The organism is Xanthomonas sp. F10, from assembly GCF_014206815.1.
In the GTDB taxonomy this organism is placed as follows: domain Bacteria; phylum Pseudomonadota; class Gammaproteobacteria; order Xanthomonadales; family Xanthomonadaceae; genus Xanthomonas_A; species Xanthomonas_A indica.
The window spans coordinates 856,012-869,420 of sequence record NZ_JACHNP010000001.1 but is presented as its reverse complement, the minus strand read 5'-3'; the positions used below and the strand labels follow the sequence as shown (position 1 = coordinate 869,420).

The window sequence follows — 13,409 nt, the reverse complement described above, 5'->3', positions numbered from 1 at the left end:
GATTAGTCCGAATTAAGGGGAATAATCGTCCCGCTACCGGTCCAATCGTCTCCACCTCAAGGAACCGCCATGAGCCACGATCTGAACGACACCCTGATCTTCGTCAAGGTGGTCGAGCAAGGCAGCTTCATCGCCGCGGCCAATGCCCTCGGCCTGCCCAAGACCACCGTCAGCCGCAAGGTGCAGGACCTGGAGGCGCGGCTGGGCGCGCGCCTGCTGCACCGGACCACGCGCCGGCTCGGGCTGACCGAGGCCGGCGCGGTCTACCACGAGCATTGCCAGCGCATCGCCCGCGAACTGGAGGAAGCCGAGAGCGCGGTGGGCCAGTTGCAGGCCGGCCCGCGCGGCTGGCTGCGCTTCAGCGTGCCCTACTCGGCCGGCATCTCCTGGGTGGCGCCGATCCTGGGCGAGTTCCACCGCCAGCACCCGGAAGTGCGCCTGGAGATGATCATGACCAGCGACAAGGTCGATCCGATCGCCGAAGGCGTGGACGTGGCCCTGCACATGGGCACGCTGCCGGATTCGACCATGGTCGCGCGCAAGCTCGCCACCTTCCGCACCCAGGTCTTCGCCAGCCCCTACTACATCGAACGCCATGGCGAGCCGCTGCATCCGGACGACCTGCAGCACCACCGCACGCTGGCGCTGAGTACCGGCCGCAACGGCGGCAACAGGCTGTGCTGGCCGCTGCGCAATGGCAAGCAGAGCGGCGAGTTCCTGGTCCAGCCAATCCTGCTGGCCAACGACTCGGCGGCGCTGATCGGCGGCCTGGTCTGCGGCGAAGGCCTGGTGCTGGCCAGCGATGCGACGATCAAGCCGCTGATCGAAGCCGGCAAGGCGCGGCGCGTGCTCGGCGGCTGGGTCGGGCCGGACCTGGACTTCAACGCGGTGTTCCCGGGCGGGCGCATGCTCTCGCCGAAGGTGCGCGCCTTCGTCGACTTCCTGGTCGACAAGCTCAACTTCGACGTCAGCTACATGATGGCGCAGTGCCCGGCCAAGCTGGCCACGCAGCAGGCCGAGGACGGCGCCGAGTTCACCCTGTGCAGCGGCGTGGCGATGAACACGCAGTCGTTGGGCAACGTGCCGCGCATCGCCACCTCTCCCGCACCAGTTCCTGCGGATGCGGCGCTGGACGCGGAAGCCGAGGACGAAGAGGACGCGGCGCTGGTCTGAGCCGCGCCGCGCGCGGCGCGTCGCATCGGCACGCCAGAAACGCGAACGGGCCGCAATGCGGCCCGTTCGTCGTTGCGGTCGGCGGATCGGTCAGCCGGCCGAGGCGCGCAGCGGCACCACGCGGATCTCGACGCGACGGTTCTGCGCGCGGCCGGCCTCGGTGCTGTTGTCGGCAATCGGATACTTCTTGCCGGCGCCCAGGGTCTGGATGCGCTCGGGCTGCACGCCCTGTGCGGTCAGGTATGCGGCCACCGAGGACGCGCGCTGTTCGGACAGGCGCTGGTTGACCGCATCGCTGCCGATGCTGTCGGTGTGGCCGACCACTTCGATCATGGTCTGGTTGTATTCGCCCAGGGTCTGGGCCACGCCGTTGAGCGCCGAATAGAACTGCGGCTTGAGCGTGGACTGGTTGAAGTCGAAGGTGATGCCGTCGGGCAGGTTGAGGGTGATGTTGTCGCCGTCGCGGCGCACGTCGATGCCGGTGTTGGCGGTGCGCTCGCGCAGCGCGCGCTCCTGCCGATCCTGATAATTGCCGATCGCCGCGCCGCTAAGCGCGCCGATGCCGGCGCCGATCATCGCGTGCTGGCGGCGCTCGGTGGCGCTGCTGCCGCTGAGCAGGCCGGCGGCCACGCCGACCGCGGTGCCGATCAGCGCGCCGCGGCCGGTGCGGTTCTGCTGCTCGGTGGGGTTGCCGTACTGGTCGCGCTGAACGTAGGAGCCGCCGGTGGCGCAGGCGGACAACACCAGCGCACTGGCCAGGGCCACGGACACGCCGCGAAGGGTGGTCGTTTTCATCATGTTCTCTCCGAACCTGGTTTGACGTGGCCGCAGCATAAACAGCGCCACGCGAGGCGCGGATGAACGCAACCCGGCGTGCGATGCGCCCGGTTCAGGAAGACGGCAGCAGGGTCTCGGCGTCGGCGGCGCGCAGCGGCTGCTCCCAGTCGCTCATCAGCGCCAGGTACAGCAGCTTCTCGAATTCGGCGCCGACCCGCCGCATCACCGCGTCCGGATCGGGAATCAGCCGCGCATCGCCGATCAGGCCGAAATGCACGCGATGGTTGTAGCTCATGATCGACACGCCGACGCCGATCGACCCGGTCTGCGGCACCCAGAACATCATCTCGCGCACGCGGCTGCCGGCCAGGTACAGCGGTTGCTGCGGCCCCGGCACGTTGGTCGCCACGGTGGTGGCCTTGCGGCTGAACAGGTCCAGCGCCGCCGACTGCAGCGCCGCCGGGGCCATGCCCACGGCCGCCAGCAGGCCGAACACCACCATCGCCTGGCGCGACTGCTTGAGCTGCTGCATCGATTGGGCCACGCACTGCAGGCGCCGCACCGGATTGGCCTCGCCCACCGGCAGGTCCAGGAACACCAGGCCGAAGTGGTTGCCGAGCTTGCGCGCATGCTCCAGCGGGCGCAGGTTGACCGGCACGGTGGCACGCAGGGTCACCCCGTCCAGGCGTTCGCCGCGCTCGAGCATGTAGTCGCGCAAGGCGCCGGCCATGGTCGCCATCAGCACGTCGTTGACCGTGCAATCGCAGGCGCGGCCGACCGCCTTGACCTCGTCCAGGTCCAGCGGCTCGGCCCAGGCCACGCGCTTGCTGACGCCGAGGCGCCCGCGCAGCAATGTCGGCGGATCGTCGGCCAGCAGCAAGGCATTGACCAGTTCGCGGCCGATCAGCCCGCCTTCGCGCGCCAGCATCTGCGGCAGGTTCGGGTCCTGCGCCATCGCCCGGCCCTTGTCGAGCATGCGCCCGCCGAGCTTGAGGTAGCGGTCCACCGCGCCGACCCGGCGCACCACCTCCTTGCCGTCGTCCTTGAGCCAGGCGCGGCCGAGCTGCGCCGACGGCTCCGGCGTACGTTGGGTATCGGTCAGCGACAGCAGCACCTGCACCAGGGCGATGCCGTCGGCGTAGCTGTGGTGGATCCGCGCCACCAGCGCCGAGCCGCCTTCGTAGCGTTCGATCAGGTGGAACTGCCACAGCGGCTTGGTCTTGTCCAAGGGCGTGGACGCCATCTGCCCGGCGAAGCGCTCCAGCGCCTTCTTCTGCCCACGCCCCGGCAAGGCCGACAGGCGCACGTGCCAGTCCAGATCGAAATCGTCGTCGCGCTGCCAGTACGCGCCGGTAGCGGTCTCCACCGGCTTCTGCAGGAACCGCGGGAAGGCCAGGAAGCGCTTGCGCACCAGTTGCTTGAGCGCAGGTAGGGTCAGCGGCTCGTCGAACATCAGCACGCCGGTGATCATCATCGGATTGGTCGGCCGGTCCATCCGCAACCAGGCGGTGTCCACGCGCGACATCGGTTCGCGCTGCGGCTTGCGGCGAGCTGAGCTGGTGGCCATGCGGGCTCCTGTCCGAGCCCGGAGTGAATCATGCGTCGGCGAAGGGCGTCAATCGCGCGCCCAGGCACCTGCGCACGCCGCCGTTGCGGCGCGGCGCTCAGCCGGCGGCGGTCTCGCGGTAGGCGGCCAGCGCCGCATCGCGGCCCGCCGCCAGGTCCGCGATCGGCTGCCGCGGATACTGCGGTGCAGCGCGCGCCAGCCGCTGCGGCGCCTGCCACGGGGCGAAGCGGTCGGCCACCGGCAGCGCCGCCAGTTCCGGCACCCAGCGCGCGATGTAGTCGCTCTTCGGGTCGAACTTCTGCGCCTGGGTCACCGGATTGAACACGCGGAAATACGGCGCGGCATCGGCGCCGGTGCCGGCCACCCACTGCCAGCCCAGCGTGTTGTTGGCCAGGTCGGCGTCGACCAGGGTGTCCCAGAACCAGCGCGCGCCTTCGGACCAGTGCACGCGCAGGTGCTTGCACAGGTAGCTGGCGACGATCATGCGCACGCGGTTGTGCATCCAGCCGGTGTGCCACAGCTCGCGCAGGCCAGCGTCGACGATCGGCACGCCGGTGCGTCCGCGCTGCCAGGCGTGCAACTGCGCGGGGTCGGGTTTGGCCCAGCGAAAGCGCTCGAAGCGCGGATTGAGGTTGCGTTCGGGCGTGTCGGGGAAATGGTGCAGCAGGTGGTGGGCGAAATCGCGCCAGCCGAGCTGGCGGATGTAGCCGTCGATGGCCGCAGCGGTGGCGGCGCGGCGATGGCGTTCGAGCGTGGCGACGATGTGCCACGGTGCGATCTCGCCGAAATGCAGGTGCGGCGACAGCCGCGAGGTGCCGACCTGGTCCGGGCGGTCGCGGCCATCGAGGTAGTCGCGCAGCGCGCCGTCGACGAACACGTCCAGCGCCTCGTGCGCGCCCGCCTCGCCCGGCTGCCAGACCTCCCAGAAGCCGCGGTCCCAATCCAGCGCCGGCGCCAGGCCGAGCCGCTCCAGCGGCAGGCTTTGCAGGCCCGCGGGCGGCGGCGGCAGCGTCTTCGGCGCAGGCTGCAGCGCCGGCACCTGCCAGTGGCTCAGCGCGCTGCGCCAGAACGGGGTGAACACCTTGTACGGACCGCCCTGCTGCGTCGCCAGTTGCCAGGGTTCGAACAGCAGCGCGCTGTTGTGGCTGTGCACCTCCAGGCCCTGTTCGCGCAACGCGCGCTTGAGCCGCGCATCGCGCGGTTGCGTGGCCGGCTCGTAGCGGCGATTCCAGTACACCGCCACCGCGCCGCAGTCGGCGATCACCTGGCGCAACGCGGTCTCGGCCGGGCCCTGGCGCAGGATCAGGCGCGAGCCGCGTTCGCGCAGTTGCGCGTCCAGCGCCGCCAGCGAGCGCTGCAGCCAGCTGCGCGAGGCCGCACCCGCGGCCCAGGCGCCTTCGTCTTCCGGGCTGTGCAGGTAGACCGGCACCGGCGTATGCCCGGCATCCAGCGCGGCCTGCAGGGCGGGTTGATCGTGCAGGCGCAGGTCGCGCCGGAACCAGACGATGGCGTAGCTCATGCGAGGGGACGCAGCGAAGGACGCGCCATGATACGGATCGGGTGCAGCGGCCAGGTGAGCATGCGGCGACGCGCCGCACGCGCCTGGCGATGCGGGTCGTATGCCGCGCGTGCAGCCACGGACTGATTCGTAGACATCGCCGTGCGTCGCGCACGTGGGCCTCGCCGGCCCTGCTATAACGCCGAGGCGGGCGCCGTCATGTCGAAGCGGCGCCGCGACCGCTGCTGTTGGATGACGTTCCGGGGAAGGACGTCATCCGTGCTTTCGCTGCACCGCGTACGACACGGCCACGGCCGTCTCGCGCGCTTGGGGACATCCGCCATCGCCTCTGCGATCTCACGGCCACCACGGCCGGCGAGCGCAGCTGCGTGCGCCCCGAGCCGCCGCGTCCGGACCTGCATCTGCAGGACGCGACGCGCCGCGGGCAGCGACCGGCGCAACGCGGCCATGCCCATCGCCGACATCCGCAATGACCTCAGGAGAGCAAGACCCATGGACAAGCGCATCGCAAAAGCCGCCCTCACCCTCGCGCTGAGCCTCGCCGCCCCGCTCGCGATGGCCTGCAGTACCGACATCGAGGAAGGCCCGGGCTCCTGTGGCTACCAGCCGCCGGGCAGCGGCGGCGGCAGCACGCCGGTCTACACGCTGCAGGGCGTGATCCAGAACCAGGGCTACGAGTCCGACAACCGCCCGGCCGGCGGCAAGCGCCTGAAGATCCGCGCCTACTCGCGCTTCGCCAACGCCAACAACGACCGCGTCGACGCCCGCTACATCAACGTGCGCTGCAACGCCTACGACCCGTACGGCAACGGCTACACCACCGACTACGACGAGGAAGGCAACGGTGCCCTGGTCGACGTGCACTTCGCGTCGAACTTCGTCTATGGGATCTACCGCAAGATCACCGTGGTCTGCACCCACCATGCCGAGTACGGCGCCAACACCTACGACGTCACCAGCAACGCCGAGATCGAGATTCCCTACTGATCGTCGCGCCGCGCGGCCGGCGTCCGCAGCGTTGCGGACGCCGCGCCGGTCACCGCCGTTGCCCGCGCATGCGGGCGGCGGCTTACTCGAACGCGCCCACCGAATCGTGGGCGAGGTTGTCGAAGCGGGTGTATTCGCCGAAGAACTTCAGCTTGCACGATCCGGTCGGGCCGCCGCGGTGCTTGCCGATGATGATTTCGGCCAGGCCCTTGTCCGGCGAATTTTCCTTGTTGTAGTAGTCGTCGCGGTAGATGAACACGATCATGTCCGCGTCCTGCTCGATGGCGCCGGATTCGCGCAGGTCGGCCATCACCGGACGCTTGTCGGTACGCGTTTCCAGCGAGCGGTTGAGCTGCGACAGCGCGATCACCGGCACCCCCAGTTCCTTGGCCAGGCCCTTGAGCGAACGCGAGATCTCCGAGATCTCGGTGGCGCGGTTCTCGCTGTTGCCGGGCACCGACATCAGCTGCAGGTAGTCGATCACGATCAGGCCCAGGTCGTGCTCGCGCTTGAGCCGGCGCGCCTTGGAGCGCAGCACTTCCGGCGACACGCCCGGCGTGTCGTCGATGAAGATCTTGGTCTCCTTGAGCATCTTGATCGCGCCGGTGACCCGCGCCCAGTCCTCGTCCTCGAGCTGGCCGGTACGCAGACGCTGCGCGTTGATGCGGCCGTTGGAGGAGATCAAGCGCATCGCCAGCTGCGAGGCCGACATTTCCATCGAGAACACCGCCACCGCCTTCTTCGACTTGATCGCCGCGTACTCGGCGATGTTCAGCGCGAAGGTGGTCTTGCCCATCGCCGGACGCGCGGCGAGGATGATCAGGTCGGTCGGCTGCAGGCCGGCGGTCATCGCGTCGAAGTCGTTGTAGCCGGTCGGCAGGCCGGTGATGTTGCCGCCATTCTCGAAGCGGTTGCGCAGCTCCTCGAACGCATCCTTCAACGCGCCCGGCATCGCCACGAAGTCGCTGCGCCCGCGCGCGCCGGCCTCGGCGATCTGGAACACGGCCTTTTCCGCCGACGCCAGCAACTCGGCGCTCTCGCGCCCTTCCGGCTGGAAGCCGTCGTTGACGATGGTGGTGCCGACCTCGATCAGCTGCCGCAGCACCGCCTTGTCGCGCACGATTTCCGCGTAGGCGGCGATGTTGGCGGCCGAGGGCGTGGTGCTGGCCAGTTCGATCAGGTAGGCGCCGTCGCCGACCATCTCCAGCTTGCCCTGCGACTCGAACCACTCGCCCAGGGTCACCGCGTCGAACGGACGCCCCTTCTCGGCCAGCTCGCGGATCGCACGGTAGATCAACTGGTGATCGCGCCGGTAGAAATCCTTGTCGGTGAGCTGGTCGTTGACCCGGTCGTAGGCCTCCGGCGCCAGCATCAGGCCGCCGAGCACGGCCTGTTCGGCCTCGATCGAGTGCGGCGGCACGCGCAACTGGTCGAGACGCGGCTCGCTGCGTTCGCTGCGCTCGCTTTTGCGATCGCCGCGGTAGCCGGGACGGGCGGACATAGGCTGGGTCTTCTCTGTGGGCGCGGACGCCGGGCGCGGCCTCACCGCGGCCCGGGCACCGATTTTAGTCGCCGCGCCCGGTTGGGGCTAGGGCGAGGCGCCGGCCGGTGGCGACGCGTGTATCAGCATCGCTCGCCAACGCTGGGGACAAGTCTGGGGACAAGCGGTTGAGAACCTCGCCGACGCCCCGCCACGCAAGGCCCCTGCTCCCGGCGCTACCGCCGGCGCACCCCGGCACTGCTCAGGCCTGCAGTTCGTCGATCCAGGCGATGAACTTGTCCACGAAACCGGCGAGGAACTTGCGGGTGCGCTCGTCGTCGATGGCGCCGTCCTCGGCGATCAGGCCCTCCTTGAACTGCAAAAAGATCTCCGGCTGGCCCAGCACCGGCATGTCCAGGTAGGCCAGCACATTGCGCAGGTGCTGCTGCGCCAGGGCGCTGCCGATCGCCCCGGGCGAGGTCCCGCACACCGCCGCCGGCTTGCCGGCGAAGGCGCTCTCGCCGTACGGCCGCGAGCCCAGGTCGATGGCATTCTTGAGCACGCCGGGGATGGAGCGGTTGTATTCCGGGGTGACGAACAGCACCGCATCGGCGCCGCTGACCTGCGTCTTCAGGCGTCGGCCCTGCTCCGGATAGTCGTGGTCGTGGTCCTGGTTGTACAGCGGCAGGTCGCCGATCTCGACGTATTCGAAGCGCGCACGGTCGCCGGCGAGTCGCTCCAGCGCGTGCGCCAGGCGCCGGTTGAACGATTCCTTGCGCAGGCTGCCGACGAACACGGCGATGCGGTACTGGCTCATGGCGTAGCTCCCGACTGAATGAATCTTCAGGCTAGCCGCCGGCGCGCGGCAGTCAGGTGAACGCCACGGCCGTCCCCGCCGGCGCCAGGCGCGCGCGCACCTCGTCCGGCAGCGGCGGCAGCGCCACGAAGCCCGGCGTGGCGCGGACCCGCTGCAGCCAGTCGCACAGCGCCGGATAGTGCGCCAGCACGATGCCGGCGTCGCCGGCGCAGTGGGTGTAGGCGAACAGCGCGATGTCGGCAATGCCGTAGGCCGGGCCGGTGAACCAGGCCTGCGTCTGCAGGTGCTGTTCCATCACCGCCAGCGCCCGCGTCGCCCCCTCGCGCAGGCGCGGCAGTTCGGCGCGGCGCGGCGAGTCGGGCGGCGTCCAACCGCAGACGAAGCGCGCCACCGCAACGTAGGGTTCGTGGCTGTACTGCTCGAAGAACAGCCAGCTCAGCGCCTGCGCCCGCTGCCAGGGATCGGCGGGCAGATGGCCGGTGCCCTCGGCCAGCCAGCACAGGATGGCGTTGGATTCGGCGAGCACGCGCCCGTCCTCGCGCTCCAGCAGCGGCACCTTGCCGTTGGGATTCTTGGCCAGGAACGCCGGGGTGCGGGTCTGGCCGTTGGCGCTGTCAATCTCGACCCAGCGGTAGGCGCAGCCCAGTTGCTCCAGCAACAGCCGCACCTTGTAGCAATTGCCGGACAGCGCCATGCCGTACACGGTCAGGGGGACACGTTCGGCTGCCATGCATCGCTCCTTGCTTGCTGAAGGGTCGGGATTGAGGAGTCGGGAATGGGGATGCGCAAGAGCGGTGCCTCGCCCCCCCCGACGACGCTCCGCCGCGGCCGCGGGTCAGCGCCGCGCCTGCCATTGCGCGCGCGACTGTCCCCAGACCTCGATCGGCTCCTGCGGCAGCGGCTCCGGCAATTGTCCGGGACGCAGATAGCGCGATCCGAGCTTGCCCGCCACCGCCTTGGAGTTGGCGTTGTCCGGCGCGATCACGTGGATCACCTCGCTCCAACCCAACTGCGCGAACGCCCAGTCGATCGACGCCGCGGCCGCCTCCGGTGCATAGCCATGGCCCCAGTACGCACGCGCGATACCCCAACCGACCTCCGTGCCCGGCCAGCCGTGCGGCTGCCAGGGGCCGACCCGGCCGATCCACTGCCCGCTGCGCTTCTCGATCACCGAGAACATCGCAAATCCCTGCAACTGCCAGCTGCCGACCATCGTCGCCAGGCCGCGCCAGACGACCGACGGCGCCTGCACGCCGCCGAGGTGATGCATGGTCTGTGCATCGGCGGAAAACGCGCAGAACGCCGCGAAATCCTCGGCGATCGGTGGGCGCAGCAACAGGCGCTCGGTTTCCACGCGCACATCGAAGACACTCATCGTCGGTTCTCCTGCAAAACGGGCCCGCGCCGCGCGCGGGACATGGATTCAAAACGCATTGATGCCGGTCAGCTCGCGACCGACCACCAACTGGTGCACGGTTTCGGTGCCTTCGTAGGTGATCACCGATTCCAGGTTCAGCGCATGGCGGATCGCGCCGTAGTCGGTGGTGATGCCGGCGCCGCCGAGCAGGTCGCGGCATTCGCGGGCGATGTCCAGGGCCATGCGCACGTTGTTCCACTTGGCCAGCGACACCTGCGCCGGCTGCAACACGCCTGCGTCCTTGAGCCGGCCCAGCTGCAGCGCCAGCAACTGCGCGGCGGCGATGCGCCGCGCCATGTCGGCGAGCTTGATCTGCGCGCTCTGGGTCGCCGCCAGCGGCCGCCCGAACAGCATGCGCTCGCCGGCGTAGGCCAGCGCCTCGCGCAGGCAGGCGATGGCCGCGCCGATCGCGCCCCAACTGATGCCGTAGCGGGCCTGGGTCAGGCAGCCCAGCGGCCCCTTCAGCCCGCGCACGCCGGGCAGGCGCTGGCTGTCGGGCAGGCGTACGTCGTCGAAGAACAGCGCCGAGGTCACCGAGGCGCGCAGGCTCATCTTGTGGGTGATGTCCTGGGTGCCGAAGCCCGGGGTGCCGGCCTCGACCAGGAAGCCCTGGATGCCGTCCTCGGTCTGCGCCCACACGATCGCCACGTCGCCGATGCTGCCGTTGGTGATCCACATCTTGCTGCCGCTCAGGCGCCAGCCATCGCCGTCGCGCACCGCGCGGGTCTGCATCGCCGCCGGGTCGGAGCCGCCCTGCGCCTCGGTCAGGCCGAAGCAGCCGATCGCGGTGCCGGCGGCCATCGCCGGCAGCCAGCGCTGGCGTTGCGCGTCGCTGCCGTAGGCGTGGATCGGGTACATGCACAGCGAGGACTGCACGCTGACGAAGCTGCGCAGTCCGCTGTCGCCGCGCTCCAGTTCCTGGCAGATCAGGCCGTAGCAGACCGCGTTGAGGCCGCCACCGCCCTGCCCGGACGGCAGGCTGGCACCGAGCAATCCCAACTGCGCCAGTTCCGGCACCAGTTCGCGCGGGAACCGCGCCTGGTCGAAGGCGTCGCCGATCACCGGCAGCACCCTGGCATCGACGAAGCGCGCCACCGCCTGCTGGATCGCGCGTTCCTCCTCGCTGAGCAGCGCGGCTACGTTGAACAGGTCGTCGCAAGGCAAGGGCATGGCGGGTGTCCACGGCGAAAGCCGCATTGTATCGGCCCCGCCCGCGCTGCCGCCCGCAGACAGACGAAGGCCGGCGCAAGCGCCGGCCTTCGGAGGGAGGTGCAGCGTGGGTGCGACTCAGCGCTGGCTGACGGCGCTGTCGCCGGCCGAGGCGGTCTGGGTGACCAGGCGGCCGTCCAGCACGGGTAGGCGGTCGCTGTTCGGGCGGTCGTCCATGCGCACGGTCTTTTCCTGGCCGTCGTAGCGGTAGGTCACGTCGTAACCCTTGACCACGTCCTGCGTGCCCATGGCGATGCGGCTGCCCGGCTTGCTGTCCATGCGCATGGTGCCGGTGGTGCCGTCGTCGTTGCGGTAGGTCACGTTGTAGCCGGTGATGGTCGAGGACTGCGCGGTGCTGTTCTCGGTGTGGCACTGGCGCTCGGTGCGGTCGACCACGCGGCCGCCGACGTGGTTCCGGTCGATGCGGTTGCCGATGAAGCCGCCGGCCACCGCGCCGGCCGCGGTCGCGGCCTTGCGGCCATTGCCGTGGCCGACCTGGTTGCCGAGCAGGCCGCCGACCAGCGCACCGACCACGGTGCCGCCGACGTTGCCGTCGCGCTCCGGCAGGCGCTCCTGCACCACCACGTCGTTGCAGACCTGGCGCGGCGTGGTGGTGGTGGAGGTCTCGCGCAGCGGCTCGGTGCCGATCACCTCGGCATAGCGCTGCTGCTTCTGGGTGATCGGATCGACCCGCACCACGTCGGCGTAGTCGAGCTTGCCGCCGACGCTGTTGTCCAGCGCGCTGTCGCCGCGCGTATTGTCCAGGGCCGGGCGCACGTCGCTGTTGACGACGTCCACCGGTTTGTCGCGATTGTTCATGAAGGCCGCGGTGGCGACGCCGCCGACCAGCAAGGCGCCAGCCGCGACCAGAACGGTTGTCGTAGTGCTTTTCATGTGTGCTCTCCTGCGGGCTGACCGCGTTGTCTACGGTGCTGTGATTACCATGCGGAAGCTGAACCAATCCGCTCCCTATTCAGCAATGCGTCGGCGCCGCGACTGGTAACGCCGCCAGAACGTCGCCATATCGAGGCTGTTAGCGTTTCCACCGCTTCCCGGAGGACGTGCCGTGCCCAATCCGATCGTGTACCCGCTGCTGCGCTGGGCGGGCAAATTGCGCTACCCGACGCTGTTCAAGATCACCGCCGGGCTGTTCGTGCTGAGCGTGCTGCTGCCCGATCCGGTGCCCTTCATCGACGAGATCGTGTTCGGCCTGGGCACCCTGCTGCTGGCGAACTGGAAGAGCCGCACGCCGGCGCCGGCCACCGAGCCGCTGGCTTCCACCGCGCGGCGCGTGCGCCGCTGAGCGCCGATGCAGTTGATCGACAGCCACTGTCACCTGGATGCGGAGGAGTTCGATCCGGACCGCGCCGCGGTGGTCGCGCGCGCGCAGGCGGCCGGTGTGCAGGCGCAGGTGGTGCCGGCGGTCACTGCGGCCTCCTGGCCCAAACTGCGCGCGGTGTGCGCGGCTGCGCCCGGCCTGTATCCGGCGTACGGCCTGCATCCGCTGTTCCTGGACCAGCACCGCCCCGAGCACCTGCCCTTGCTCGGCCAATGGATCGAACGCGAGCGCCCCTGCGCCATCGGCGAATGCGGCCTGGACTTCTTCGTCGAAGGGTTGGACGAAGCCGAGCAGCAGCGGTATTTCGTCGGGCAACTGCAACTGGCACGAGCGTTCGACCTGCCGGTGATCGTGCATGCGCGGCGTGCGGTGGACGCGGTGATCCTGGCGATCCGCAAGGTCGGCGGCGTGCGTGGCGTGGTGCACAGTTTCGCCGGCAGCGCCGAACAGGCCGCGCAGTTGCGTTCGCTGGATTTCCTGATCGGCCTCGGCGGGCCGGTCACCTACGAACGGGCGCAGCGCCTGCGCCGGCTCGCCGCCACGGTGCCCCTGGAGCAACTGCTGCTGGAAACCGATGCGCCGGACCAGCCCGATGCGGCGATCCGCGGGCAGCGCAACGAACCGGCGCGACTGCGCACGGTGCTGGACACCATCGCCGCGCTGCGCGACGCACCTGCCGCGGCCATCGCCGCGCAGACCACGGCCAACGCACGACGCCTGTTCGGCCTGCCCGATACGCGCGCCGCGACGCCTGTCACCACCTGACGCGGCGCGTCCCTGCGCACCGCAATTCCGACACTGCACGTCGCTTACTGACGCATTGACGCAGGTACAGCCGCTACACGCCGGCCACGCACGGCGCGACGGCAAGGCGATCGGCGTGACACCTCGCCTGTCGAAACGGCTTTCGCACGAAACTGTGAACTGGGCAGGTGGATGACTGCCTTTCGACCGCGTTTCGGCGCACTTGCTTCTGCTACTGTGCACCGCGCTGAAACGGCGAGCGGCTCCTTTGTCCGCCAGGCACCGGAGTGTGAATCCGTTCGCTCTCAGCAAAGGCTTGGCGGCCGGCTCGATGGCGCGCGTTCTGGCAGATCGGGATCCTCCTGGCGTGAAACAACCGG

13 protein-coding genes are annotated in these 13,409 nt (G+C 69.6%); 4 read left to right on the top strand and 9 right to left on the bottom strand.

What is annotated here, in order from left to right; translation table 11 throughout:
- Nucleotides 1-69: 69 nt before the first annotated feature.
- Nucleotides 70-1,173 (top strand): LysR family transcriptional regulator, encoded by a 1,104-nt coding sequence (locus FHR56_RS03890; protein WP_160946023.1) that lies wholly within the window; start codon nt 70-72, stop codon nt 1,171-1,173.
- A gap of 90 nt (nt 1,174-1,263) precedes the next feature.
- Here the strand turns inward: FHR56_RS03890 and FHR56_RS03885 are convergent, their stop codons facing one another.
- The 3 genes from FHR56_RS03885 to FHR56_RS03875 form a co-directional block, all read right to left on the bottom strand.
- Nucleotides 1,264-1,971, bottom strand: coding sequence for an OmpA family protein (locus FHR56_RS03885; RefSeq protein ID WP_198526544.1), 708 nt, complete (start codon nt 1,969-1,971; stop codon nt 1,264-1,266).
- Between the two features lie 91 nt (nt 1,972-2,062).
- Entirely contained in the window at nt 2,063-3,517 is a 1,455-nt protein-coding gene (locus tag FHR56_RS03880; protein WP_160946022.1) for a wax ester/triacylglycerol synthase family O-acyltransferase, read from the bottom strand.
- A 97-nt stretch (nt 3,518-3,614) separates the two neighbouring features.
- Nucleotides 3,615-5,036 carry a deoxyribodipyrimidine photo-lyase gene (locus tag FHR56_RS03875; RefSeq protein WP_160946021.1) on the bottom strand — a complete coding sequence of 474 codons (1,422 nt, stop codon included), beginning with the start codon at nt 5,034-5,036 and terminating at the stop codon, nt 3,615-3,617.
- Nucleotides 5,037-5,528: 492 nt separating this feature from the next.
- Between FHR56_RS03875 and FHR56_RS03870 the strand changes: the two genes are divergently transcribed.
- Nucleotides 5,529-6,023: a hypothetical protein gene (locus tag FHR56_RS03870; RefSeq protein WP_160946020.1), complete on the top strand. Its 495-nt coding sequence runs from the start codon at nt 5,529-5,531 to the stop codon at nt 6,021-6,023.
- An 82-nt stretch (nt 6,024-6,105) separates the two neighbouring features.
- Here the strand turns inward: FHR56_RS03870 and FHR56_RS03865 are convergent, their stop codons facing one another.
- The 6 genes from FHR56_RS03865 to FHR56_RS03840 all read right to left on the bottom strand — a co-directional run bounded on the left by FHR56_RS03865 (nt 6,106) and on the right by FHR56_RS03840 (nt 11,840).
- Entirely contained in the window at nt 6,106-7,524 is a 1,419-nt protein-coding gene (locus FHR56_RS03865; protein WP_019798147.1) for a replicative DNA helicase, read from the bottom strand.
- 241 nt (nt 7,525-7,765) lie between these two features.
- Nucleotides 7,766-8,320, bottom strand: a complete 555-nt coding sequence (locus FHR56_RS03860; RefSeq protein WP_160946019.1) for an NADPH-dependent FMN reductase — start codon at nt 8,318-8,320, stop codon at nt 7,766-7,768.
- A 52-nt stretch (nt 8,321-8,372) separates the two neighbouring features.
- Entirely contained in the window at nt 8,373-9,050 is a 678-nt protein-coding gene (locus FHR56_RS03855) for a glutathione S-transferase family protein (RefSeq protein WP_160946018.1), read from the bottom strand.
- A 105-nt stretch (nt 9,051-9,155) separates the two neighbouring features.
- Nucleotides 9,156-9,695 carry a GNAT family N-acetyltransferase gene (locus tag FHR56_RS03850; protein ID WP_160946017.1) on the bottom strand — a complete coding sequence of 180 codons (540 nt, stop codon included), beginning with the start codon at nt 9,693-9,695 and terminating at the stop codon, nt 9,156-9,158.
- 48 nt (nt 9,696-9,743) lie between these two features.
- Nucleotides 9,744-10,907, bottom strand: coding sequence for an acyl-CoA dehydrogenase family protein (locus tag FHR56_RS03845; protein WP_160946016.1), 1,164 nt, complete (start codon nt 10,905-10,907; stop codon nt 9,744-9,746).
- Between the two features lie 117 nt (nt 10,908-11,024).
- Nucleotides 11,025-11,840 carry a glycine zipper 2TM domain-containing protein gene (locus FHR56_RS03840; protein WP_160946015.1) on the bottom strand — a complete coding sequence of 272 codons (816 nt, stop codon included), beginning with the start codon at nt 11,838-11,840 and terminating at the stop codon, nt 11,025-11,027.
- A 172-nt stretch (nt 11,841-12,012) separates the two neighbouring features.
- On the opposite strand from FHR56_RS03840, the gene FHR56_RS03835 reads away from it, so the two are divergent.
- Both FHR56_RS03835 and FHR56_RS03830 read left to right on the top strand, forming a co-directional pair.
- Entirely contained in the window at nt 12,013-12,249 is a 237-nt protein-coding gene (locus FHR56_RS03835) for a DUF6116 family protein (protein ID WP_160946014.1), read from the top strand.
- Nucleotides 12,250-12,255: 6 nt separating this feature from the next.
- Nucleotides 12,256-13,050 carry a TatD family hydrolase gene (locus FHR56_RS03830; RefSeq protein ID WP_160946013.1) on the top strand — a complete coding sequence of 265 codons (795 nt, stop codon included), beginning with the start codon at nt 12,256-12,258 and terminating at the stop codon, nt 13,048-13,050.
- The last annotated feature ends 359 nt before the right edge of the window (nt 13,051-13,409 follow it).